Origin of the sequence: Mycobacterium triplex, assembly GCF_000689255.1 — a bacterium.
GTDB classification, from domain to species: Bacteria; Actinomycetota; Actinomycetes; order Mycobacteriales; family Mycobacteriaceae; genus Mycobacterium; species Mycobacterium triplex.
The window spans coordinates 3,963,806-3,986,011 of the sequence record NZ_HG964446.1; the positions used below are offsets into that span (position 1 = coordinate 3,963,806).

Annotated in this window: 25 protein-coding genes and 1 pseudogene; 10 read left to right on the forward strand and 16 right to left on the reverse strand. The window is 66.3% G+C overall.

Annotation, left to right across the window (positions count from 1 at the left end):
• Window positions 1-3: 3 nt before the first annotated feature.
• Together BN973_RS18435 and BN973_RS18440 are read right to left on the reverse strand one after the other, a co-directional pair.
• Window positions 4-1,785, reverse strand: coding sequence for an Hsp70 family protein (locus tag BN973_RS18435; protein WP_036469976.1), 1,782 nt, complete (start codon window positions 1,783-1,785; stop codon window positions 4-6).
• Window positions 1,786-1,920: 135 nt separating this feature from the next.
• A complete protein-coding gene (locus BN973_RS18440; protein WP_036469978.1) occupies window positions 1,921-3,006 on the reverse strand; it encodes an NAD(P)H-dependent amine dehydrogenase family protein in 1,086 nt (361 codons plus the stop codon).
• 98 nt (window positions 3,007-3,104) lie between these two features.
• Between BN973_RS18440 and BN973_RS18445 the strand changes: the two genes are divergently transcribed.
• On the forward strand, window positions 3,105-3,452 hold the full coding sequence (locus BN973_RS18445) for an MmpS family transport accessory protein (protein ID WP_198048948.1): 348 nt from the start codon (window positions 3,105-3,107) through the stop codon (window positions 3,450-3,452).
• Entirely contained in the window at window positions 3,452-4,744 is a 1,293-nt protein-coding gene (locus BN973_RS18450) for a cytochrome P450 (RefSeq protein ID WP_036469982.1), read from the forward strand. The genes BN973_RS18445 and BN973_RS18450 overlap by 1 nt, the downstream gene beginning before the upstream one ends.
• A 24-nt stretch (window positions 4,745-4,768) precedes the next feature.
• On the opposite strand, the gene BN973_RS18455 is transcribed toward BN973_RS18450, so the two are convergent.
• Both BN973_RS18455 and BN973_RS18460 read right to left on the reverse strand, forming a co-directional pair.
• Complete coding sequence (locus BN973_RS18455) at window positions 4,769-5,932, reverse strand: hypothetical protein (protein WP_036469984.1); 1,164 nt, start codon at window positions 5,930-5,932, stop codon at window positions 4,769-4,771.
• 6 nt (window positions 5,933-5,938) lie between these two features.
• On the reverse strand, window positions 5,939-6,835 hold the full coding sequence (locus BN973_RS18460) for a metal-dependent hydrolase (RefSeq protein ID WP_036469985.1): 897 nt from the start codon (window positions 6,833-6,835) through the stop codon (window positions 5,939-5,941).
• Window positions 6,836-6,921: 86 nt separating this feature from the next.
• Between BN973_RS18460 and BN973_RS18465 the strand changes: the two genes are divergently transcribed.
• The gene (locus BN973_RS18465) at window positions 6,922-7,482 is read left to right on the forward strand and encodes a TetR/AcrR family transcriptional regulator (RefSeq protein ID WP_036469987.1); all 561 of its coding nucleotides are present in this window, start codon (window positions 6,922-6,924) and stop codon (window positions 7,480-7,482) included.
• Here BN973_RS18465 and BN973_RS18470 read toward each other — a convergent pair.
• On the reverse strand, window positions 7,442-8,317 hold the full coding sequence (locus tag BN973_RS18470) for an alpha/beta fold hydrolase (protein ID WP_036472671.1): 876 nt from the start codon (window positions 8,315-8,317) through the stop codon (window positions 7,442-7,444). The two genes, BN973_RS18465 and BN973_RS18470, sit on opposite strands and share 41 nt — an antisense overlap.
• Window positions 8,318-8,404: 87 nt before the next feature.
• Here BN973_RS18470 and BN973_RS18475 point away from each other — a divergent pair, with 87 nt between their 5' ends.
• Window positions 8,405-9,445, forward strand: coding sequence for a phosphotransferase family protein (locus tag BN973_RS18475; protein ID WP_036469989.1), 1,041 nt, complete (start codon window positions 8,405-8,407; stop codon window positions 9,443-9,445).
• Between the two features lie 40 nt (window positions 9,446-9,485).
• A complete protein-coding gene (locus BN973_RS18480; RefSeq protein WP_036469991.1) occupies window positions 9,486-10,049 on the forward strand; it encodes an ester cyclase in 564 nt (187 codons plus the stop codon).
• Window positions 10,050-10,055: 6 nt separating this feature from the next.
• Here BN973_RS18480 and BN973_RS18485 read toward each other — a convergent pair whose 3' ends face one another.
• Window positions 10,056-10,778 carry a haloacid dehalogenase type II gene (locus BN973_RS18485; RefSeq protein WP_169718182.1) on the reverse strand — a complete coding sequence of 241 codons (723 nt, stop codon included), beginning with the start codon at window positions 10,776-10,778 and terminating at the stop codon, window positions 10,056-10,058.
• A gap of 171 nt (window positions 10,779-10,949) precedes the next feature.
• Here BN973_RS18485 and BN973_RS18490 point away from each other — a divergent pair, with 171 nt between their 5' ends.
• From BN973_RS18490 to BN973_RS18500, 3 genes and pseudogenes are all read left to right on the forward strand, one after another.
• A complete protein-coding gene (locus BN973_RS18490) occupies window positions 10,950-11,261 on the forward strand; it encodes a YidH family protein (protein ID WP_139830127.1) in 312 nt (103 codons plus the stop codon).
• Complete coding sequence (locus BN973_RS18495) at window positions 11,258-11,590, forward strand: DUF202 domain-containing protein (protein WP_036469998.1); 333 nt, start codon at window positions 11,258-11,260, stop codon at window positions 11,588-11,590. Before BN973_RS18490 ends, BN973_RS18495 begins: the two co-directional genes overlap by 4 nt.
• 163 nt (window positions 11,591-11,753) lie before the next feature.
• Window positions 11,754-12,476 (forward strand): annotated as a pseudogene (locus BN973_RS18500) (lysophospholipid acyltransferase family protein); the annotation flags it as partial.
• Window positions 12,477-12,506: 30 nt separating this feature from the next.
• Here the strand turns inward: BN973_RS18500 and BN973_RS18505 are convergent.
• Window positions 12,507-13,286: an Rv3717 family N-acetylmuramoyl-L-alanine amidase gene (locus BN973_RS18505; protein ID WP_051641616.1), complete on the reverse strand. Its 780-nt coding sequence runs from the start codon at window positions 13,284-13,286 to the stop codon at window positions 12,507-12,509.
• Window positions 13,287-13,493: 207 nt separating this feature from the next.
• Here BN973_RS18505 and BN973_RS18510 point away from each other — a divergent pair, with 207 nt between their 5' ends.
• Together BN973_RS18510 and BN973_RS18515 are read left to right on the forward strand one after the other, a co-directional pair.
• Window positions 13,494-14,252 (forward strand): cutinase family protein, encoded by a 759-nt coding sequence (locus tag BN973_RS18510; protein ID WP_036472675.1) that lies wholly within the window; start codon window positions 13,494-13,496, stop codon window positions 14,250-14,252.
• Window positions 14,253-14,291: 39 nt separating this feature from the next.
• On the forward strand, window positions 14,292-15,461 hold the full coding sequence (locus tag BN973_RS18515; RefSeq protein ID WP_036470001.1) for an acyl-CoA dehydrogenase family protein: 1,170 nt from the start codon (window positions 14,292-14,294) through the stop codon (window positions 15,459-15,461).
• On the opposite strand, the gene BN973_RS18520 is transcribed toward BN973_RS18515, so the two are convergent.
• The 9 genes from BN973_RS18520 to BN973_RS31115 form a co-directional block, all read right to left on the reverse strand.
• On the reverse strand, window positions 15,462-16,061 hold the full coding sequence (locus BN973_RS18520) for a TetR/AcrR family transcriptional regulator (RefSeq protein ID WP_051641338.1): 600 nt from the start codon (window positions 16,059-16,061) through the stop codon (window positions 15,462-15,464).
• Window positions 16,062-16,079: 18 nt separating this feature from the next.
• Window positions 16,080-16,634, reverse strand: a complete 555-nt coding sequence (locus BN973_RS18525) for a carboxymuconolactone decarboxylase family protein (RefSeq protein ID WP_036470007.1) — start codon at window positions 16,632-16,634, stop codon at window positions 16,080-16,082.
• Window positions 16,631-17,152, reverse strand: a complete 522-nt coding sequence (locus BN973_RS18530) for a carboxymuconolactone decarboxylase family protein (RefSeq protein WP_036470009.1) — start codon at window positions 17,150-17,152, stop codon at window positions 16,631-16,633. Before BN973_RS18530 ends, BN973_RS18525 begins: the two co-directional genes overlap by 4 nt.
• On the reverse strand, window positions 17,149-18,021 hold the full coding sequence (locus tag BN973_RS18535; RefSeq protein WP_036470011.1) for a dioxygenase family protein: 873 nt from the start codon (window positions 18,019-18,021) through the stop codon (window positions 17,149-17,151). The genes BN973_RS18530 and BN973_RS18535 overlap by 4 nt, the downstream gene beginning before the upstream one ends.
• A gap of 36 nt (window positions 18,022-18,057) precedes the next feature.
• The gene (locus tag BN973_RS18540; RefSeq protein ID WP_036470013.1) at window positions 18,058-18,528 is read right to left on the reverse strand and encodes an HD domain-containing protein; all 471 of its coding nucleotides are present in this window, start codon (window positions 18,526-18,528) and stop codon (window positions 18,058-18,060) included.
• Between the two features lie 64 nt (window positions 18,529-18,592).
• Window positions 18,593-19,630: an EcsC family protein gene (locus tag BN973_RS18545; RefSeq protein ID WP_036470015.1), complete on the reverse strand. Its 1,038-nt coding sequence runs from the start codon at window positions 19,628-19,630 to the stop codon at window positions 18,593-18,595.
• Between the two features lie 589 nt (window positions 19,631-20,219).
• Complete coding sequence (locus tag BN973_RS18550) at window positions 20,220-20,903, reverse strand: 8-oxoguanine DNA glycosylase OGG fold protein (RefSeq protein ID WP_139830116.1); 684 nt, start codon at window positions 20,901-20,903, stop codon at window positions 20,220-20,222.
• Window positions 20,904-20,914: 11 nt separating this feature from the next.
• The gene (locus BN973_RS30620) at window positions 20,915-21,676 is read right to left on the reverse strand and encodes a uracil-DNA glycosylase (protein ID WP_330981740.1); all 762 of its coding nucleotides are present in this window, start codon (window positions 21,674-21,676) and stop codon (window positions 20,915-20,917) included.
• Window positions 21,677-22,058: 382 nt separating this feature from the next.
• Window positions 22,059-22,199: a hypothetical protein gene (locus BN973_RS31115; protein ID WP_156959182.1), complete on the reverse strand. Its 141-nt coding sequence runs from the start codon at window positions 22,197-22,199 to the stop codon at window positions 22,059-22,061.
• Between the last annotated feature and the right edge of the window lie 7 nt (window positions 22,200-22,206).

Below are 22,206 nucleotides of genomic sequence, written 5' to 3' on the forward strand. Positions count from 1 at the left end.
CCCTTATTGACCAAATCCGGGAATTGGCAAGCTGATTCCGGGGATGCGCGGAATAGGCGGAATCGCCGGGATCGGCGGCACGTGGGGTGGTCCCGCCGGTATCGGAGGTATCGGCGGGACCGGCGGAGCCTCGACCGGCGCCGGGGGCGCCGCGGGGACCGGCGTATCCACCGCCGCGGGCGGGGGTGCGTCGACCTCGGCGGGAGCCGGAGCCTCAGCACTCGGCGGCGGCGCGGCCGGCTCGGGTGCGGCCTGACCCGTGCCGGGCGCCTGGCTCGGCGGTGCGGGTTGGGCGGGTGCGCCGGTGGCGGGCGGCGCGGAAACCGGGGGCGTCTTGATGACCGGCGCCGGCTTGTCGTCGGACAGCGCCATCGCCAGGGCGATGCCGACCAGCAGCACCGCGACGGCCGTGCCGATGATCACCAAGCCCGGCACCCGCGACCAGGGAACGACCCGAGTCTTTTTCTCCCGGCGCGGCTGCACGGGCTGCCGGAAATTCAACGCCGGGCGCGCCGACGTATAGCCTGATCCACCACCATGATTCGCGCCGGCGACGGGCATCACGCGCGATTCGTCGCCGGCCTGCGACCACGCCAGCGCGGGCATCAGGCTCGAAACCGGCTCCGAGGCGTGGGTCAGCACGGACGGGCGCTCTTCAACCGCCACCGGTGCTGCCGCCGCCACGGCGGCCGCCGTCGCGCGGGATACGGACGGGGTCAGCAACGTCGCGCTGGTTTCGCCCGGCCGACGCGTCGCACGCAACGCCGCGCCGATGGCCGGTGCCAGGTGCGGACGCGGCGTCGTCACCACCGGGACAAGCAGGTGGCCGGAGAGCATCGTGGTGACCGCCGGGATGTTCGCGCCTCCGCCGACCGACACTACCGCGACCAGATCTCGAATCCCGTTGCGCGCCAACGTTTCGTCCAGCACAGCCACAAATCCGGTCAGGGACGTGCGGATGGCGTCGTCGAGTTCGTTTCGGGTGAACCGGATTTCGCCGGGTATCCCCGGCAGACCCTCGGCCAGGGTGGCGACCGTGCTCGACGAGAGCTGCTCCTTGGCGTTTCGGCATCCGGTGCGCAGCCGGCTCAGCGGTCCGATCGCCGAGGTGCCGGACGGATCGAAGGAGTCGGCGCTGGGCAGGTTGGCCAGCACGGCCGTCAGCAGCGCCTGGTCGATCAGGTCGCCGGACAAGTCGAGGTGACGCACGGTCGGGGCCAGGGGTTGGTAGTCGCCCGCGGCGTCCATCAGCGTGATGCTGCTGCCGCTGCCACCGAAGTCGCACACCGCCACGGTGCCGCGCGCGGGGATGCCGGGGTTGGCCCGCGCCCCGAACAGCGCCGCGGCGGCATCCGGGATCAACGTCAGCGGCTGGTCGCGGTTCGCCCACTCGGGCACCCGGCTCAGCGCGGAACCCAGCGCGTCGACCGCGCTCGATCCCCAATGCGCGGGGTGGGTCACCGCGACGTTGTCCGGTAGGCCGGCGCCTTTGGTCGCGGCGTAGGCCAGGGCACGCAACCCGTCGGCGGCCAGGACCTCGCCGCGGTGCACGGAGCCGTCGGCGGCCACGATGCCGATCGGGTCGCCGACGCGATCCACGAAGTCGGTGATCACCAGGCCCGGCTGGTCCAGCCGCGGGTTCTCCCCCGGCACCCCGATCTCGGGCAAACGCTCGCGAAACAGCGTCATCACGGGCTTGCGAGTGACGGCCTGCTCCGCGGTGACCGCGGCGAAGTTGGTGGCGCCGATCGAGAGCCCCAGCGCGGGCTTAGCTCCGTCTGCCATGGCCCCAATCCCCGTTATTGAGCGGTATGCCCCCCGCATCCGCCTATCCCCGATTTTGACGGTTACACATATAGCCAATCTCTGCGTTAGCTATGCGTGAGCTGTATAACCGATCGGGCTCAGTATAACCGCTGGTCACCGTATGTTGCCGGCGCCTGCGATCAGCGGAAGATCCAGCGGAGTGACCCAGCCCGGCCGCAATTCGTTGACCGCCGGCACGGCGTTCAGCGCCCGCAGGCCGGTGGCCAGGCACCCGGCCGCGGCCGCGTCGCGGCCGGAGCCGTCGGTGAACCGGAACGCCGTCTCCTGGAAGATGCTCGGGGTCCCCTCGATATCGACCCGGTAGACGTCGTTGTCATGTCCCGTCGGCCAGTCGGGGGCGGCGTCGAGCCCGATGCGGTTGACGTGCTCGAGCTGAATGCGGGTCTCACCCTTGTAGACGCCGTTGATCGTGAACCGGACGGCGGCGACGTGCCCGGGCTTGATGACGCCCCGGGCGGAGTTGCGTTCGGTCGGCGTGACCCACTTGTCCCAGGTCGTGGTGATCTCGTCGAGCATGATCCCGGCGGCGTGGGCGATCATCGGCACCGTCGCGCCCCAGGCGAAGACCAGCATGTCGCGGTCTTCGAGCATCGGCTTGAATTCGGGTTCGCGCCCGATGCCCATCTCGAACTCGTAGTCGCCCTCGTAGTTGGTGTAGTCGAGCAGCTCGGAGGCCCGGACCCGCCGCACCTCGGAGCACAGGCCCATCAGCGTCATCGGGAACATGTCGTTGGCGAATCCGGGGTCGATGCCGGTGGTGAAGCAGGACGACTGGCCCAGCTCGCACGCTTCGGTGATGGGCTCGATCCAGTTCGGCGGGTTCAGGTGCATCGTCGGCCACACCCACGGCGTCATCGCCGTCGAACACACGTCGATGCCGGCCCGCAGGAAGGCGGTGATCAGCTTGATGTTCTCCTTGGCGTGCATCGCCGTCGGGCCGTAGTGCACCAGGGCGTCGGGCTTCAGCGCGATCAGCGCGTCGACGTCGTCGGTGGCGACCACGCCCACCTTCTCCGGCATCCCGCAGATGTCGCCGACGTCGCGGCCGACCTTGTCCGGATTGCTGACGCCGACGCCCACCAACTCAAACAGCGGGTGCTTGACGATCTCGGGGATCACCATCCTGCCCACGAAGCCCGTGCCATAGACCACCACACGCTTCGAGCCGCTAATCGACATACCCAACCTTCCGTTCGCCGGCCCCCGCTTCGCTTCACACTAAGCGCGCACACTGTGACCTCTAGCACCCCGTCCCGCTAGGTGACACGATGCAATTCATGAGAACGCACCTCGCCGCACCGTCGATGTTGCTGGCTATCGGTTTCGGGTTCGCGAATGCCTGCGGCGTCGCCCACGCCATACCCCAGATGCCCCAGGTCCGCTACGAGGTCAACGGCCCCGCGGTCGCCCAATTCATCTACTACCAAACCGACACCGGGCAGCTGCACCAGGTGAACGCGCCGCTGCCCTGGTCGACGGAGTTCACCGCGTTCGGCGGGCAGGTGTTCACGATCAGCGCCCAGGGGCCGGGTCCCATCTCCTGCAAGATCCTGATGGACGGCAACGTGGTCAGCGCCGCGACGGCGACGACGGGCACTCCGGCGCGAACGGTCTGTACGCACTGATGAGCCTCGGTATCGCGACGCGACCGAACGGGACACCGCCGCCCGAGCTCCCACTCGCCGAAGTCCAGCTGCAGTCCCTCGATTTCTGGGTGCGCAACGACGACGTTCGCGACGCCGCCTTCGCCACCTTGCGCCGGGAAGCCCCGATCTCGTTCTGGCCCGCGATCGAGATGGAGGGGTTCGAGTCCGGCGCCGGGTATTGGGCGCTGACCAAGCTGGACGACGTGCACTTCGCCAGCCGTCATCCCGACATCTTCAGCTCCGCCGGCGGCATCACGGTCAACGACCAAACCCCGGAATTGGCTGAGTATTTCGGCTCGATGATCGTGCTCGACGACCCGCGGCACCAGCGGCTGCGATCGATCGTCAGCAGGGCGTTCACCCCGAAAGTGGTTGCCCGCATCGAGGCTTCGGTGCGCGAGCGGGCGCATCGGCTGGTGACCTCGCTGAGCGCCAACCATCCCGACGGCGGGGCCGACCTGGTCACCGAGCTCGCCGGACCGCTGCCGCTGCAGGTCATCTGCGACATGATGGGCATTCCCGAGGAGGACCATCAGCGAGTCTTCCACTGGACCAACGTGATTCTCGGGTTCGGCGACCCGGACCTGACCACCGATTTCGAAGAGTTCATGCAGGTTTCGATGGACATCGGCGCCTATGCCACCGCGCTGGCCGAGGACCGCCGGTCCAACCATCACGACGATTTGACCACCGCCCTGGTCGAAGCCGAGGTCGACGGCGATCGGCTCACCTCACAGGAGATCGCGTCGTTTTTCATCCTGCTGGTGGTGGCCGGCAACGAAACCACGCGCAACGCGATCAGCCACGGGGTGCTGGCGTTGTCCTGCTTCCCCGAGGAACGCGAAAAGTGGTGGTCCAACTTCGACGAGCTGACCCCCACCGCGGTCGAGGAGATCGTGCGGTGGGCGTCTCCGGTGATCTACATGCGCCGCACCCTGACCCGGGACTTCGAGTTGAGCGGCGTCAAGATGGCGGCCGGTGACAAGGTTGCGCTGTACTACAACTCGGCCAACCGCGACGAAGCACGGTTCGACAATCCGTGGGCTTTCGACGTCGCCCGTAATCCCAACCCGCATCTGGGTTTCGGCGGCGGCGGCGCACATTTCTGCCTGGGCGCCAACCTGGCTCGACGCGAGATCCGGGTCGTCTTCGACGAACTGCGCCGCGAAATCCCCGACATCACCGTCACCGGCAAGCCGTCGCGACTGCTGTCGCAATTCATTCACGGCATCAAGACCCTGCCGGTGTCCTGGACTTCGCCGAGCCATTAGGGTCGCCCTTGCCCGGTTGTGTCCTTACAGGAACGAATTCTCCGCGCTGAGGCCAAGTTCGGGAATCGCACCGAACGCGAATGTCTCCGCGTTGCCCAGCCCAACCCCGCCGCCGACGGGATCCTCGACGCGCACCAGCAGGTCCCGCAACTGGTGCACCTTGCGGGCGGTTTCGGGATGGTCGCAGTTCGGTGTGTGGTATCCCTCCACCTTCAAGTCGCCGACCCACTGCCCGTAAACCCAGTCGTTCCAGCCGTAGTAACCGGCGGTGCCGAGATGAAATCCCGTCGGCCCGGCAGCGGTGATCGCCAAAGGCCGCTTCCTTCCGTCACTTTCGGTGAGGGTGATCGTTCCATGGGTAAGGCGGCGATTGGCGTCTTCGAAATGCAGATCCTGGTCGACGGCGGCGAAGCGGAAGGCAGTTCCGTCGCCGTTCTGCTGCTCGGCTTGGTAGCGCGTCGATTCGAATCCGTCACCCTTCTCCTGCTGCAAGAACACGAACAGCGAGTAGGCCGATCCGTCGGGCCGCGTCATCGTCATCGGACACCACGTCATGAACATCTGGTCGATACGGCGACCACCGCGGGGCAGCCCCGGGATGGGTTTGCCCACCCCGGGGCGCAGGCCCCACGAGTGGTCACGGATCGAAATCCATTCGTCGGGCCTTATTTCGGTGCGCTCGCCGTCGAGTTCGACCCAACCCGATGCCACACCAATCTGGTGGTAGCGCAACACATTATGAGTGACCCGGTAGCCGTCGGGACTGCGGTCAGGCCACGGATCCTCCAACGCCGCCGGAAAGCTGCCCCGCATCTCGACGTCGAACGCGATCGGGGCGTGTTCGGTCTTGTCGAGCCGGATCCGGATCGCCTTCAGCGGTTCGACGACGCTGTAGTGGATGGGCCCGACGTCGGTGCCCGACGGATCGGACGACAGCCGCCGACCACCCCGCACCGTCCACTGCTCGGTCCCCCGGCACACGCCGGCCGCACCGTCGAAAACGCCTCTGTTGGTGTACTTTCCGATGCCGAGCACGACCTGAAGCGAGTTGTCACGCGCGTGGGCCGTCGACCAGATTTTCTCCGTCCACGACGGATCCGACTGGCTCACCGTCGCGAAGGTGTCGACGATCTGATGCGTGAGCAGCTCGTCCTCGGGGACCAAACCGCCGTAGTTGGTGGACAGCACAAGCGTTCAGCCTTTCGGAACGAAGGTCGTCATATCGGTACCGCGGTCGTATTCGCGCATCCAGGTTTCCGCCCAGGCGGGCAGCGGCTGGTCGGCCGGATCGTGGTGAGGCAACTGCGACAGCGCCAGCCTCCACACCATCCGGAGCAGATCCGAAGACGGGACGGCGTGTAAGGCGGGCCGCGAACCAGAACGTTTGCCGATCCGGTACCGGAGTTCGCTGCGCAGCGCGGACTCCATCACGTCCTGCGCGCAGCCGCCCCGCTCGGGCAGCGGAACGTGTTCGTCGATGGCCTTGGCGATCGTGGCGGCAATCTCGCCGACGTGCCGGAACGTCTGGCGCACGTGTTTGACGCGGTACCAGGGATCCGGCATCAGATGGCGGTAGAGCTTCAACCCCGAGCTGCGATGCTCGATCTCCTCGACGAAATGCCACATCATCAGCGACGCCACCCGCGGGTCGCCACCACCGAACAGCGAGCCCCGATGGTCGAGGATCACCTTGAACATCGGCGTGAACGTGGCCTCGAGGTTAGCGATGTAGGCGGCGTGAAACTCGACCGGATGCGTTTCGATCAGGTTGTTGTAGGACTCCACCGTTTCGTCGTAGCACTGCTCGAGGCCCGGGTACTGCTCGATCAGCGCGATCATGTGCTTGCGGTGCGCCGCCGCGTGCTGGGCCTCCTGCCGCAGGAAGGCCTCGGCCTCTTCAGCCACCTCGGGGTCGGTGCTGAGCCGGTCCTGCGCTTGGCGCAGCGCGGCGATGATGTACTTCTCGAACGGCACCGCGATGAAAGTGAAGGCGTTGCAGAAGATCCCGAATTGCGGATTGGCCGGTTGCCACAGAAACGGCACCGTCGCGTCGAACTGGAAAGCCATCTTGCGGACGACCAGGTCTGTCATCGGTGACTGCCTCGGGTTGACGTTCAAGGTCCGGATGTAACGATTCGCAGTGTGACATTTAGACCTCAAGATGTAAAGTACTCGGGGTGGCCACCCGCGTACCGCCCAGCGCCGAGCAGTCGACCCGGCGCCGCATCCTGGCCGCCACGTTCGTGGTGCTCGCCCGCAGTGGGCGCAAGAAGTTGCTGCTCTCGGAGGTGGCCGCCGAAGCCAAGGTGTCGCGGCCGACGCTGTACCGCTACTTCCCCTCCAAGGAGGCGTTGCTCGACGCGTTCGGCCTCTACGAGCAGGACAATTTCGATGCCGGCATTTCCTCGGCGATGGCGGGCCTGCGCGGTGTGGAAAGACTAGATGCGGCTTTACAATTCGTGGTCGACTTCCAGCGCACCTATTCGCTGGGATTCCTGGTCGACACCGAGCCCGAGCATGTGCTGTTCCAGATGAAGCGGGTGATGCCGATCCTGCACGGGCGCATCGAGCGGCTCATCGACGGCGACAACGCCGATCTGGCCGCGGCGACGGTGGTGCGAGTTGCGGTATGCCACTACCTGGTTGGCGATGACGACCGGGAACGATTTCTCGCCGAGCTGCGCTATGCCGCCGGGATCAGTCCACGGCGCCAGGCGTCGCGGTCTGCGACGGCTTAGCGTCCAGCCAACTGCAGATCCGTTCGGCGATCAAGTCGGGCTGCTCGAGATGCAGGAAATGGCCGACACCGTCGATCATTTGGAATGACGATCCGGGCGCCGGTAGGTACTCGGCCGCGCCTGCGACGACCTCCGCGCCCAGCCCGCCGTCATTGGTGCCGTGCAGATACAGGGTGGGGATCGAGGGCGGGACCAGCGTGGCGGCGGCTTCCGTTTCCGCTTGGGGGTCGGCGAACTCGGGGTTGAATGTGGCGCGGTAGGGACCGATCACCCCGGCGATGTTCTCGGCGGTGACGTGTTCGCGTAGCCACGAAATATCTTGGTGGGCATCGTATCCCGGCGACCAATCCGCCCATAACGACTCCCAGAACCCCGGCGCGAGTACCAGCGTCTCGGCCAGTCCCACCAGCTGGATGAGCCAGATGTAGAACGACCGCTTGAGCTGGGGATAGCTGAACATCGACTCCGCCAGCGCCGCCGATGGCGGCACCGCCAATGTCACCAGCCGGCTAAAGGCGGTCGGATCGGTAGCCACCAGTCCGTACGAAGCGTGCGCGCCCCAATCATGGCCGATCAATATTGCTCGGTCGTCAGCCTTTAACGCCTTGCGCACGGCGCGGATCTGCCGCACATACGTGCCGACACTGACCGGCCCGCTCGCCGGTGCGTCATAGGCGGGCAGCCAGGGGGCCGCCACTCGGTAACCGCGGTCGGCGAGCACCGGACCGAGGTGCCGCCAGGTGTGCGGAGTGTCCGGAAAACCGTGGACGGCGATGGCCAGCGGCCGCCTGGTGTCAGCGATGTCCCCGAACGTCAGCGGAACGTCTATGGCCATCGGGATCTCCTTTGGGTTGACATGTGACATCGTAGATGTAAGAGATGCTGTGTTTACATTTGATAATCCATATGTAAATGTTTGTCCATGGCTGGACTGTCTCTGGGCCAACGCGACTTGGCCACCACTCGTCTACAACTCGGCCGGTGGTTCGAGCACAAGTTCGGCAATGCCGTCGCCATCGGCGAAATGCGCCCAGCCAACCGGGCAGCGGGGTGGTCGAGCGTAAGCCTGTTGTTCAGCGTCGACGACGCAAGGGAGTTCGTCGTGCGCATCCCGCCGACCGGTGGCGGCATCTACGCCGAATACGACCTGGCCGGTCAGACCCGAACCCAGCAGCTGCTGAACCACCACGGGATCGCGACTCCCTCCCCCATTTACTACGAAGCCGACACCTCGTGGCTGGGGTCGAGCTTTCTGGTGATGCCCCGCATCGTCGGACACACCCCGTCGGACACGTCGTACGCGTCGAAGGGCTGGCTGCACGGGGCCGGCGTCGATGTGCAGCGCCGAGTACACGATTCGTTTCTCGACACACTCGTTGCGCTGCAACGGGTTCCGATCGACGAGGCGCCCTGGCTCGAGCGCCCGCAAGGTGTGGGCAACGACGGAGAGCTCGGCTGGTGGCGCGACTACATCGAGTGGGCCACCGACCGGCAGGTGCCCGCACTGATCACCGACGCCTTCGACTGGCTATACCGGCATCAGCCGTCGGAGCAGCCGCAACTCGCGATCTGCTGGGGTGATGCTCGGCTGTCCAACGCCATCTTCGACGACGTCGGCCAGATCGTCGGCGTGCTGGACTGGGAACAGGCCTGCCTGTGCCCGGCGGAGACCGACTTCGCCTGGTGGCTGGCCACGCGTCGACAGACCATGGAGGTCAACGGGATCGACGCCGACCCCGAACTCCCCGGCTTCGACAGCCAGGAACGGATCGTTCGTCGGTTCGAGGAGCTGATCGGGCGCCCGCTGGTCGACCTGAGGTGGTACGAGATCTTCGCGATGGTCCGGATGGGGTGTTGCATTCTGCGCGTGCAGTGGTTGTTGCGCAGCATGGGCCAGGTCGACCACGGCCTAACTCGGGCCCCGGTGATGCCGGCGTGGGCCATCGAGGCGATCCGCGAGTAGCCCGGCGCTCCCCGCCAAATCCCGGGCTTACGCTGGCCAGATGACAGCCCCCGCGTTTCCCGCCCCCGAGGTGCTGGCCGCGCGCCAGAAACTTGTGCTCGACCACTTTCACGACGAGGTCCGCCAGGACTGGGACGACGTGCTGGCGACGTTTCCGCACCCGCACTACGAGCTGATCCCGCAGCTGGTCGTTCACGACGGAGACGACGCGGTGCGCGGCTACTACAACTACACGCGCACCGCGTTCCCCGATCAGGACCACGAGATCATCGCGCTGCGGCACAGCGCCGACGCGGTGATCGTCGAGTTCTGGCTGATGGGCACGCATCGGGGCTACCTCGGCAAGGTTCCGCCCACCGGCAGCCGGTTCCGGGTCCGCATGACCGCGTACTTCGTCTTCGACGACACCGAAACCCTTGTCTGCGAACGCATTTACTTCGACACGTTGACCATGATCAAACAGCTCCTCGGCGGGCTGGACATGAAGAAGCCGTCGAACTGGCTGCTGGCCGCCCGCGCCGTGCGCGGGCTGTTGTCGATGTCCGCGGAAAAGCCGGACCCCACCCTGACCAACACCGTGCCGCCCGCTTTCCCCGAGGGCTAAAGCGCGTTAAGACGGCCACCAGACGCCGAGCTGATCGGCAAGGTCGAGGAAGTCCGACGCGTTGATGTCGAACTCGTCGGAATACTCCACATCGGCATCGCCGTCGGCCCCGAACTCCAGCGGTCGCGCAATGAACGCCGTGCGAAAGCCGAGCTGCGCCGCCGCGCGGATGTCGTATTTGTGGCTGGCCACCATCATGATCTCGGCGGGCTCCAGACCCAGGTAGGTCGCGGCCATCCGGTAGATCGCCGGGTCCGGCTTGAACACCCCGGCCATCTCGGCGGCGAAGATCGCATCCCAGGGCAGTCGGGCGCGTTTGGAGATGTTGATGACCGCGGACACGTCGGCGTTCGACAGCGTCGCCAAAATGAAGTCGCTCTTCAGCCAGGACAGCCCCGGTGCCACATCCGGCCAGGGCTCGAGTCGTTGCCAGGCCAGGGTGAGCTCCTCGCGCTCGGCCTCCGTGAATCCGGTGATCCCGCACTCGTCGAGCAAAGGGTCCAGCGCGGCGCGGTACACCGAGTGCACCGAAACCCATCCGCTCTGCCGAGTGCGCGCGGCCGCCAACGCGGTGAAGTAGCCCGCGCGCCAACGCCGGACCAGATCGGGCCAATCGGCATCCGGGTGACGCCCCGCGCTGATCCGCTGCGCCTCGTTGCAGACCGTCGAATGGAAATCCGTCGCGGTGCCTTGCACGTCGAACAACAACGCCCTAACCACAACCTTCATCATGCAGCCGCCCAGCGGAAGCCGCGGTGGCGGGCCGCGCGGTTGGTTAAAATCATCGGTAACGAAAAGCTTGTTCCCATCTGCCCTGCGAGGTAGGTCGTGTCCGACCCCAGCATCACCGAGCGTCACGCCGACAGCGGGCAGGAATCCGAGCCCGATTATCGGTTCACGATGGCCAACGAGCGCACATTCCTGGCGTGGCAACGCACCGCGCTGGGACTGCTCGCGGCGGCGGTCGCCCTGGTGCAACTCGTTCCGGAGATGACGGTGCCGGGCGCCCGCCGGCTGCTCGGCCTCGGCCTCGTGGTGCTGGCAATCCTGACCAGCGGGATGGGGCTGCTGCGCTGGCAGCAGGCCGATCACGCCATGCGCCGCGGCGATCCCCTGCCCCGGCATCCCTCGCCGGTCTACCTCGCCGTGGGGCTGTGCCTGGTCGGTCTGGTCGCGCTGGGGTTGGTCGTGCTGAAGGTTGTGTCGGGTTGACCCAGTCGACGGCGGCCGGCGATCCGTTCCGCGGGCTACAGGCCGAACGCACGGTCCTCGCCTGGAGCCGGACGTCGTTCGCGTTCCTGGCCAACGGCGTGTTGCTGGCGATCAAGGAAATCCACGGCGCCCGCGGCTGGATGCCGTTGATCCCGGCGGGTGTGGCGCTGCTCGCGGCAATGGGTACCTACGTGATCGCGTTCCGGCGCCAGGCCACACTGCAACGCAGACCGCTTCCGGTGCGCATCAGTCCTCGTCGCCCCGTGTACGTCATCGGGGTGGCCACGTTGCTGCTCATCGCCATGGCCACGGCCGCGCTGCTGGTGTAACCGCCCGCTGCGTTTACCATCGCCAAACCTGCTGTTTACCATAACTTTTCGCCACGACCCTGCGGATGCGGCCGCGTTGAATAGCTCCTTACAATCGGCGTGCCATTGGGATCCAACCAGGGAGGCTTGAATGACGACGACGGGTTTGCCGGAAACGCCGCGCGGCGTGCGCCTGCGCCGGAACGCAAACCTGGTCGCCGGCTTCGGCTTGGCCCTTCCGGTCGGCGCGGCCGCACTCGGCGTCGGCCTGCTGACCCGCAGCCGTCGCCGCGGGCTGAACTTCTTCAGGTCCACCTGGCCCCAGTTGCTGCTGGCCACCAACGGCATTCGCTATCGCGTCATCGGCACCGAGAACCTGACGGCGCGGCGCCCGGCGGTGTTCCTCTACAACCACCGCAACGGCGTCGACCCGTTCATCGCCGCCGCACTGCTGCGCGACAACTGGATCAAAATCGCGAAGAAGGAACTCGCGAACGACCCGATCATCGGCACGCTGCTCAAGCTGAACGACGGCGTCTTCATCGACCGCGACGACCCCGCCGCGGCGGTGCAAACCCTGCACGAAGTCGAGGAGCGCGCCAAGGACGGCCTGTCCATCCTGATCGCCCCGGAAGGCACCTCGCGTGACAGCGACACTGGGGTGGGGCCGTTCAAGAAGGGGGCGTTCCGGATCGCGATGGCCGCGGGCATTCCGATCGTGCCGATCGTGATCCGCAACGCCGAGATCATCGCCGCGAAGAACTCCCTCAAGATCACCCCCGGCACAGTCGATGTCGCCGTGCTGGCGCCGATCCCGGTCGACGACTGGACGCTGGAGACGCTGCCGGATCGCATCGCCGGGGTCCGTCAGCTCTATCTGGACACGCTGGCCCAGTGGCCGACGGATCTTCCCAAAGAGTCTGTCGCAGGCTAGGTTTCAGCGGCCGTTCAGAAACACGACGATCCCCTGCGTGACGGCCGCGGCGTACTTCGCCCGCCCATCCGGGCTTTCCATCAGCGCCGCATCGCCCGCGTTTTTCATGTTGCCGAGTTCGACGAGCACCGCCGGGTACTGGGCCAGGTTCAACCCGGCGAGGTCGGCGCGCCCGTAGAGGCCGTCCGACCCCAGGTAGGTCGACGGGTGAAAACCCGCCTGGGCCAGGGCATCGCGCATCGTGTGCGCCAGCTGCACGGCCGGGCCGGCCTGGACGTCGTTGAGCGGCGGGCTGGAGTAGTTGACGTGAAACCCGCTGCCGGACGCGGGTCCCCCGTCGGCGTGAATGCTGACGATCGCGTCGGGATGCAGCGCGTTGGCCCGCGCGGCGCGCTCGTCGACGCAGGGCCCGACCGAACTGTCGTTGTCGCGCGAAAGCGTGGTGTTCACGCCCATTTGTCGCAGCGAATCAGCGATGAGGCCGACGACCGCCCAATTGAACGCGTGCTCCGGGTAGCCGTCGTCGGCTGCGGCGCCCGACGTTTGGCACGGTTTGGTGCCGTCCCGGCCATTCGGGACTTGCCGATTGATCGAGGCGTCGTTCACCGCGTTGTGGCCCGCGTCCAGAAACACGGATGAGCCGGCGACGCCGGCCGATGCGCACGGGGAAACGAGTGTTGTCACACCGAGCAGCGCGGGCGTGACCCCGGCAAGTTTCAGGACCTGGCGTCTGGAAACGGATTTCAGCCGGCCGAATTCGCGATGCGCGGGCGGATCGCTCACCGCGCGATGGTAACAATCCCGCGGTATTCTCGAGTTCAAGCCGATTGATTTGTAAGGCACGACGTCGGGATCGGCCAGCAAGCCTTCGGTATCGACCGGGGATGGCGGGCCAACCAAGACCACTCCAAACTTCTGCGTGTCGCTTTTGTGGTCGTTGGCAACGGTGGTGAACTGGTCTTGGCACTCAAAGGTTTGGGATGGGCACCGATGGGCACATATTTCGGCATGATCGCCGGTCACGTCATTCGATTCGTCAAGCCCGCGGCAATAGCAGCCGTCGGTCTTGGCACTAGTTTCCTTGTCTCCCCTACGCCGTCGGCAACGGCCGAGCCGTGCCCCGATGCGCAAGTGGTGTTCGCCCGCGGCACCGGCGAGCCGGAAGGTATCGGCCCGACCGGGCAGGCCTTCGTCGACAATCTGCGCGGGCGCGAGGCCGGAAAATCCATCGACGTCTACGCGGTCAACTACCCCGCCAGCAACGAGTGGGACACCGGGCTCGACGGCATCCGGGACGCCGGCGCTCATATCGAGTCGATGGCCGCCAGCTGCCCCACGACCAAGATGGTGCTCGGCGGGTTCTCCCAGGGCGCGGCCGTGATGGGCTTTGTCACCTCGGCGGCGGTGCCCGCCGGGGTCGATCCCGCGACCGTGCCCAAGCCGCTGGCACCCGAGATCGCCGACCACGTCGCCGCGGTGGTGCTCTTCGGAACGCCGAACACGCGGGCCATGAACTTCCTCGGCCAACCGCAGCTGGTCATCGGGCCGGCCTACCAGGCCAAGACCATGAAGGTCTGCGCCAACGAGGACCCGGTCTGCTCGGACGGCATGAACTTCGCCGCTCATGACACCTACGCCGACGACGCCACCATGATCGACAAGGGCGCCGCCTTCGCCGCCGCCCGACTGGACCTCGGCCCCGCCCCCGGACCGGCACCGCACCCGCCTACCGGCGGCTTCGGCAACTGACCCAGCCTTACGTACTAAAAAGTATGTTACGGTGACCGCATGTCCGCGGTCGCGAGCCGCTCGCTGCACGGCATCACCGACGAATTCGTCGCGCGGTTAGCGCAGCGCGCCGGGGAAGCCGAGCGGCTGCGCCGGCTGCCCGCGGCCACGGTCAGCGAATTCCGGCAGACGGACTTGTTTAGGCTGCTGCTGCCGGCCAGGTTCGGAGGTCTGCAAGCAGCGTTTCCCGAACTGCTGGAACCGATTCGGTTGATGGCGCACGGCTGCGCGTCGAGTGCGTGGACGTTGGGGTTCTACGCGCTGCACAACTGGCTGCTGTCGCTGTTCGACCCGCGGCTGCAGGAAGAAGTGTTCGCCTCGGGGCCGGTGCTGGCGCCGGCTCCGTTGGCTCCGACCGGCCGTGGCACCCCGGCCGACGGCGGCGTGCGCCTGAGCGGTCGATGGTCCTGGGCGACGGGTGCGATGGATGCCGACTGGGTGATCGTGGGCGCGCTGATCGAGCGCGACGACGCCATCACCCCGTCGCTGGTGGTGCTGCCCGCCGGCCACGTCGAGGTCGACGACGTGTGGCACACCGCGGGCATGCGCGGCACCGGCTCTCACGATCTGATCGCCACCGATGTGTTCGTCCCCGCGCATCGCATCGCCGGCGTGGCCGACATCTATGGCGGCACCGCCCCGGGCGCGCAGGTGCACGGGGTGGCCAGCTACCGGTGGCCGCTGGTGCCCGCGCTGGCGCTGGTGGCGTCGATGCCGGTGCTCGGTACCGCCGAACGGGTGGCCGAGCTGTTCGCCGAGCGGCTCGGCGACCGCGTGCTGGCGTATAGCGGTGTGGCGCAAAAGGATCAGCCGGCCGCCCAGATCCGGCTCGCCGATGCCACGGTGCGGCTGCGCGCGCTGCGTTCGCTGGTCGCCGAGATCGCCGCCGAGATCGACGAACTCGTGGTCAGCGGTGAACGCGTGCGGCGATCGGTGCGGGCCAACGCCCGGCTGGCCGCGGCGTACACCGTGCACGAGTCCCGGGCGATCATCGCCGATCTGCTGGAGGCCGCCGGTGCCAGTGCCCATAACTTGTCCAGCCCGTTGCAGCGCGCCAAGCGCGACGTGGACATCGCGGCGGGCCATGTGGTGTTCGACTACGACGTGAGCCGGGAGTTGGCCGGGGCGTTAGCGATTGGCGCCAAGGTATCGCCGATCGCGATGGTGTGATTACTTCGATTCGCCCAGCATCATGTCCAGGAAGCGCTCGTGGTTGGCCAGCTTTTGCGCCTGGCTGGCCGAGCCGGTGAGGTGGAGCAGTCCGATTCCGGCCGCGAACGTCAGCTCCGCGCGCAGCTTGGCGTCCTCGGGGCTGAATCCGCAGTCGCCGTAGGCCTTTGCGACCGAACGCAGCAGGCGCCGATCCGCGTCGCGAATGTTGGCGGCGGCGGCCTCGTCGGTGCGGGCCCACTCCCGCATCGCGCGTTCGAGTATCCAGTGTTGCGGCCGCACCAACGAAACCATCATGGCCGACAACCGTTCTCGCGGCGGCAGCGTGTCGATCTCGTTCAACGATTGTCGATCCTGCTCCCGGAACGTCTTCCACGATTCGACCAGCGCGGCCCGGTAGCCGTCCATGTCCTCGAAGTGCCAGTAGAAGCTGCCCCGGGTGGCGCCGACCTGCTGGCAGAGCCGTTCGATCTTGAGGGCGCGTGCGCCCTCCTCGGCGAGCAATGTATAGCCGGCCTGCAGCCAGTCGTCGGCTGACAGGCGCGTCGAGGGCTTACGCGCGGCCACGTCGTGCAACGTTAGTGGCAATAGGGCCCGCATCGTTAGACTTGTGCGAAATTAACGCCGGCGTTCAGTTGGCAGCGTCGGCAGCCGCGCGGTTTCGTCGAGGTCGACGTCGAGCGCGTTCAACATCAGCGCCAGACCGGCGTAGCGGCCGATGACCAGCAGTATCTCCACGGCGGCCTCCGGCCCCAGCGCCTGCTGCACCTGTTCGACGAGCGGGGCGGCGACGCCGCGGGTGGTGACAAGCTCGGTTGTCAACCGCAAAACCGCAAGCTCGGTCTCGTTGAAATCGCTTGTTTGCCAATCGGATTCGGAGGTGACGGCGTCGATCTCGGCCACGCCGACCCCCGCCGTCTGAGCGATGTCGCGGTGCTGGCCCAGCTCGTAGGCGCTGTCCATCAGATAGGCGGTGCGCAGGGTCACCAGTTCGCGCAGTCGCCGGGTCAGCACCGGGCTGGTCAGGGCGTCGCGACCGGCCAGCATCCAGCCGGTGTAGACGTTCTCGGCGTTGGCCAGGGTGCGGTAGACGTTGAGATTGCCGCGCTCCTCGGTCAATTCGCGGGCCCGGTCGGTCATGTCCTCGGGGCGGCGGTACGGAATTCGGGTCATCGGCTCGGGCCCGGAACGTCGATCTCCAGGTCGGCGGCGTTGAGCACCAGGGCCAGCCCGTAGTAGCAGCTGACGAGCATCAGCAATTCGGTGAGCGCCGCGTCGCCGAAGACGGCCCGGGCGGCGGCGAAGGAGTCGTCGGTCAGGTGGTGGGTGGTGCACAACTCGTCGACGACGTCGAGGGCCGCGCGTTCGTCGGCGCTGAAGCCTTCGAGGTCTCCGGTGGCCAGGGCGTCGAGCTCGTGTTCGGTGAGCCCGGCGGCTTGTGCGAGCGGTACGTGCTGGGCGAGCTCATAGTCCGAGCCCTGCAGATGCGCGACCCTTACGACGACCACTTCCCGCATGCGCGCGCTGAAGGTCGGGCTGGCGTACAGCTCGTCGACCATTTGCGACCAACCGGGAAATACGTTGGGCGCGTTGGCGAGTAAAGCAAAGACATTGAGGTTGCCGCGCCGGGCCGCCCACTCGCGGATCGGTTCGGGCTGCCGGTCGAGGTCGGCGAGCGCGATGCGGGTCATGGGCGCTCGGCCGCGAGGGTGAACGTCCAGTCCAGCGTGACGAACGGTTCGTCGACTTGGGTTCCGTCCGGCGCGACGCCCGGCTCGTGGCGCACGAAGTCGGCCTGCAGCGACGCCCGGTCGGCGAAGACGGCGTCGCGCCCGATGTAGGGGTCGTCGTCGAGGAACAGCTGGGTGATCAGCGGGTGGTAGCCGTCGGCCTGGAACCAGAAGTGCACGTGCTGCGGGCGCATCACGGATCGGTTGGCGGCGCGCATGATCTCCCCACATGGGCCGTCGGTGGGCACCGGGTAGTAGCGCGGCGTGATCGAGCGGCACCAGAATCGGCCGTCGGCGTCGGTGGTGAGCAGCGCGCGCATCGCGAACTCGCCGTGCAGTTGCTCGGTCAGCTGGACGTCGTAGGCGCCGTCGCCGTCGCTGTGCCAGATGTCGACGTGCGCTTTCGCGATCGGCCGGCCGTGTTCGTCGACGACGCGGCCGGTGACGAACATCGGTGTGCCCGCGACGCCGTTGGAGATGTCGGCGCCGTTGGGGGCGGTCGGTCGGCCCTCGACGTAGAACGGGCCCAGCAGCGCCGAGGCGGTGGCCGAGCCGCCGGGGCTCTCGTTCATCGTGTCCAGCAGCATCGACAGGCCGAGGATGTCGGAGGCCAGCACCACCTCCTGGCGCGTCGGGCTGGAGATTTTGCCGAGCCGTTCGATGAAATCCATTGCGGTGAACCATTCGTCGCCGGTCAGCCGCACCTCGCGGGCGAAGTCGTGCAGGTGCTGAACCAGGCTTTGGAGCAGTTGCCTGAACCGGTCGTCGGTGGAGGTGTCGAAGGTTTTCTGTACGGCTTCGGTGATCGTGTGTTCGTTGAGATCTGGCATGGGCTGCCTTTCACGTCGACGGCTAACCGGCGGGTTTCACTGTGCCGCACGGGATCTGCGCCTGGCCCCGTCGTCGAAGTCGGCGCCGAGCGCGGCGTAGGCGCCCGCGTACTTCTGGGTCAGCCGTGCCCGGTCGGACTCGGTCAGGTTTGCCATCCGTTCGGGATCGGTGTTGTCGGCCAGGTCCGCGAGCTTGACTTCCCGGGCGGTCGGGTGCGCGCTGATGCGCCGGTAGTAATCGGCGGACGGCTGGTCGTCGCGGCGGGTGAGCAGTTTGATCGCGTCGATCGCCGGCTGCGGGATGCCGTGCTCGGCCAGGTCGGCCGCGGTGAGGCCGGTGTCCTCGATGACGTCGTGCAGCAGGGCCGCGACGACGGCGTCGGTGTTGGCGGGGTCGACGTAGGAGGCGACGCGGCGGACGTGTCCGATGTAGGGCAGGCCGGCCTTGTCGACCTGGCCGGCATGGGCGGCGGCCGCGATCGCGTCCGCTGTTGCGATGTGGTCCACGGGCGCCCGTCCTTTGTTTGCTTGAACGTCACGATAATGTCTGGGCGCGGTCGGGTCACCGTGGCTAGCGTTCGCCGTCGAGCTGGATGCCTTCCGACTTGAGGATGTCTTCGAGATCGAGCGATAGTCGATCCTCGTTCTTGGCCCCCTCGACATCGGTTGCGATGGGCTCGAATTCGGCGCCCTTTTCGTATAGGAAGCGCTCGCGGTAGGCCCAGTAGGCGGCATCGGCGATCTCGCCGACCGTCGTCCAGTTCAGGGCCGCGCCGAGTCCGACGCCGAGGCCGGGGACCAGCTGCACCAGCTTTTTCAGCGTCAGGTCCTGGGCGAATTTGACGGCGAACTTCTGGATGACCTTGACGGCTACCTGCCGGTCGAGTTGCTGCCACGCCGCGTTGCGGGCGAGGCTTTCGGTCAACAACGTAAGCTGTTGGTAGGCAGCGACTTTCGCCGGCGTTGTCTCCGCGAGGCCCAAGGCGATGACGTGCATCATGAAGATCTCTTCGGCGGGGTCGAGCGGGTCGTAGCCGTAATAGAGTGCATCGTGCGCCACTACGGCGCTGCAGGCGGTCAAGAGCGCGGCGGCGTCGACGCCCATCGCCGTGGCGACCGTGCCCAATCCCGGCCCGGCCGCGGCGCCCGCGGTGGCCGCCGCACCGGCGGTTGCCGCCGCCTCACCGCTGCTGACGGCCAGGCCCGCCGCCGCGCCTTCCGCCGCCGCCGATGCCGAGTAGGCGCGATGCCGGAGACCGAAGGACGCCACCTCGTCAATGGTTCGCAGGTCGAGCTTCCGGATGTCGTCGAGATGCTCGACCCGGTGGCCCTTCTTCGCGTAGGCGCCGATGACGCGAGCATCGGAGGTTGCCAGTTGACCCGTCCTGGTCATGAACTTGCCGGCGCCAGCGGCCGCGCTGTCCAGCACCGCCGCGCCCGGCTTTTTCACCTCGCGCAGCACCGGCAGCTTCAGCAGCGTGTTGACCACCCCCGAGCCCAGCCCGCCGACCGTGAAGGGCATCAGTCGACGTGACGAACGCTTCAGGGTGCGCTTCTTCTGCGCATTGACCTTCCCCAGCTGCTCTTGCTCGTACTCAGATAGCGCCACCCGATGCTCCCGACGTGATTGTGCCCAGGGACATCATCTCCCGGGCTTGCGCGCTGGGCACCCTGTGAACCCAACCACGAACGCGAGGTTTAGCCGGACAGGTCCAACCGATAGTTCTGCAGCGGCGCCGACAGCCGCACAACCTGTTCTTTGTAAAGTCCACCGGGCTTGTCGTACGAAGCAGTCGTCGTCGCGACCGCTATGTCGGCCGACGGCGGAGGGACCTTTGTGGGCAGCCTCGACCGACACCTATGACTGTTCGCCGTACTACCCGGTGCACCACATCGCCACGAGGCGGCCATCCTTCAGCCGAAACGCAAGCGGCCTTAGCGTAGTTGTCGAGGTCGGACAGGTGTAGAAGGTTCTGCCCGTTTGGATCCCGACATAGGGTCGCAGTGCCCAAGGTCTGTCGACCCGTGAGGTGGCAAGCTCTTCCGTGTCGTCGAGAACGCTCGCAGCCGAATCTGGGTTCGCATCATTGGCCTTATCCATTGACCACGGCCGAGGCGAGACCCTCAGCAGTCGACTCGCCTTCGGGTTGGGCATACCAGCGCATCGTCACACGCCACTGCGACCCACTAATTAACGATCACTCGCAAGGCGCACCTGGCGCGCCGCTGAACAGCCAGTATTCAACCCATTCCCCGGTGACACCTAAATTCCTGCCCACCACTGCTGCGTCAATGCAGTAGTTGACCCAGCGCTGACAATCGTTGATGCGTCGCGGGTGGAACGGCCATTTTGTCTTTTGGAGACCGAGGCGAACCTGGCTATCGAAAACTAGCGGCGGTGCTTGCAGGCGCGCGTCTACGCCGGCTACCCACAGCCACTTCGTGAAGAAGCGATAGTCGAGACCAGGTATGTGGGCCGCGGTAGACCAAGCCCCTTCGAGATCGTTCCGAATGATCTGCACAACCGTCTTATCGAGAATCGCTTGAAGGTCTTCCGACGAAAGAGCTTCTGCGTGCCGACCGTAGTACCGGTTTGTCGTCCCTACTCCCCAAAGAAGCGTGGCGATGAAAGCCTTGCGGCGGTTCGTCGGCGTACTCAGGTCCTGTCCGAGCCTCCAGAGATCGCGACGGTGGATGCCATTCCTGTAGTGATCGAGCGCCCAAGCCACGTCGACGTCGTCTGGGTTCCACTTCAACCACGCATTGGGATGGAACGTCATCGTTCGCTGTGCCGCAGGATCAAATCGGGACAGTATCCCGGGGCCGCAATTGGCGCATACCCGCGTGATCCAAGCAGCGTGCGGGTCCCGGGAACCGGTCATAGCTGAGTACCTTAATGGCGTGACCCTGGTACGACAGTAGCTTTGGCGGGCAAGACACCTTCCGAGTTAAGGGCGCCAGCAGGGCCTGGCCGAGGGTGGACCTCTCCCTCCGGAGCGCTGGCCAAACCGCCTGAGAAATGCTGGTTAGCTTTTCGGGCCTTCTTCAGCACGTTAGCCAGATACGCAATCGCGTCATCGAACCGCTGCCTGGCATTAGCGGTCGTTAGCCCACGTGGAGAGCAGTGCGGTACCGGTCCTGGAACCAGCGTAAAGGCGGTCGCCACACCAGCCCTTTTCCAACCGTCCTCTGCCGCGCGGCCGAGCAGCAGGACGATCTCGAGGTTCGGGCAGCGACTGACAAATTCTTTGATCCACGGGGCGCCCTGCTGTCGTTCGGCCGCGGTTGGCCCGCCGTTCTTTCCGGCTACAGGGAACGGAACCGCGTTCCACGGCACGACGTCTTTCCACGCGATGTCGTGACGTTGGAAAGCCTGGCGTAAGTTGCGAGCAGTGCGGTCATTGTTGTCGAGGCTGAGCAGACCTGAGCCAGTGCCTGCTTCGGCATTGGTCGATGGGTTGTCGAGCATCACGAGTGCGCGGGCGTGGACACCGCCGCAATCTGGATCGACATACGGGATATAGCTGCGCGGCAGACCTCTGACGTCAGCGATGGTGTCGGCGAGTTCATTCAACGGCGCTACATGAAGTTCACGAATGCGGAGATGCTTCGCAGCAAGGACTTCCGGATCCGCATTTCGCCCGTATTCAGCCATGCCAACCATGCTGCCCCGACTGCACCGGTGGCGGGAAGGCAGTATCGGACGTAGACCGCGTCATGCGGAGAGAGGTCTTTCGGTTCCCCGCCAAGCGCTTGGAGCGCATCGAGCACAGCTGGATCGCGCTTGGACGACCGCCCGGACCGGGCCTTCTTGTTACTTGAGCGCATTGTGCCGCAGAGCATTGCTGCCAGATCCCACGCGTCTTCATTATCGTGATTCGCGCGCGCTGTCTCCGAAACCACCGCCTGTTCCCAGGGTCGCGGTCGGTTCCGTCGCTCGTCGCGCTCGGCTCGTAAAGAGCGAAGGTATGCCAGCGAAGACGTCATCGTTGAACAAGTCGTACCGGCAACCACCAACTCCGCACTCGCCGAAACATTCATTCACCTGCGCCATCCCGCAGTGAAAGGGCTGCGGATGTCCGCACACGCACCTTGGCCCCTTCTGTTAGGCCATCCAAAGCGCCGGCTTTTTCGCATCGCGCGCCGCCCGTGAGCTCGCGATCCTTCTTGTGCGTCATCGGGTCA

Coding starts and splice junctions, on each gene's coding strand:
- BN973_RS18435 (WP_036469976.1), bottom strand. CDS start 1,785: ATGGCAGACGGAGCTAAGCCCGCGCTGGGGCTCTCGATCGGCGCCACC.
- BN973_RS18440 (WP_036469978.1), bottom strand. CDS start 3,006: ATGTCGATTAGCGGCTCGAAGCGTGTGGTGGTCTATGGCACGGGCTTC.
- BN973_RS18445 (WP_198048948.1), top strand. CDS start 3,105: ATGAGAACGCACCTCGCCGCACCGTCGATGTTGCTGGCTATCGGTTTC.
- BN973_RS18450 (WP_036469982.1), top strand. CDS start 3,452: ATGAGCCTCGGTATCGCGACGCGACCGAACGGGACACCGCCGCCCGAG.
- BN973_RS18460 (WP_036469985.1), bottom strand. CDS start 6,835: ATGACAGACCTGGTCGTCCGCAAGATGGCTTTCCAGTTCGACGCGACG.
- BN973_RS18470 (WP_036472671.1), bottom strand. CDS start 8,317: ATGGCCATAGACGTTCCGCTGACGTTCGGGGACATCGCTGACACCAGG.
- BN973_RS18475 (WP_036469989.1), top strand. CDS start 8,405: ATGGCTGGACTGTCTCTGGGCCAACGCGACTTGGCCACCACTCGTCTA.
- BN973_RS18480 (WP_036469991.1), top strand. CDS start 9,486: ATGACAGCCCCCGCGTTTCCCGCCCCCGAGGTGCTGGCCGCGCGCCAG.
- BN973_RS18485 (WP_169718182.1), bottom strand. CDS start 10,778: ATGAAGGTTGTGGTTAGGGCGTTGTTGTTCGACGTGCAAGGCACCGCG.
- BN973_RS18490 (WP_139830127.1), top strand. CDS start 10,950: ATGGCCAACGAGCGCACATTCCTGGCGTGGCAACGCACCGCGCTGGGA.
- BN973_RS18510 (WP_036472675.1), top strand. CDS start 13,494: ATGGGCACATATTTCGGCATGATCGCCGGTCACGTCATTCGATTCGTC.
- BN973_RS18515 (WP_036470001.1), top strand. CDS start 14,292: ATGTCCGCGGTCGCGAGCCGCTCGCTGCACGGCATCACCGACGAATTC.
- BN973_RS18520 (WP_051641338.1), bottom strand. CDS start 16,061: ATGCGGGCCCTATTGCCACTAACGTTGCACGACGTGGCCGCGCGTAAG.
- BN973_RS18525 (WP_036470007.1), bottom strand. CDS start 16,634: ATGACCCGAATTCCGTACCGCCGCCCCGAGGACATGACCGACCGGGCC.
- BN973_RS18530 (WP_036470009.1), bottom strand. CDS start 17,152: ATGACCCGCATCGCGCTCGCCGACCTCGACCGGCAGCCCGAACCGATC.
- BN973_RS18535 (WP_036470011.1), bottom strand. CDS start 18,021: ATGCCAGATCTCAACGAACACACGATCACCGAAGCCGTACAGAAAACC.
- BN973_RS18550 (WP_139830116.1), bottom strand. CDS start 20,903: ATGACCGGTTCCCGGGACCCGCACGCTGCTTGGATCACGCGGGTATGC.
- BN973_RS30620 (WP_330981740.1), bottom strand. CDS start 21,676: ATGGCTGAATACGGGCGAAATGCGGATCCGGAAGTCCTTGCTGCGAAG.
- BN973_RS31115 (WP_156959182.1), bottom strand. CDS start 22,199: ATGACGCACAAGAAGGATCGCGAGCTCACGGGCGGCGCGCGATGCGAA.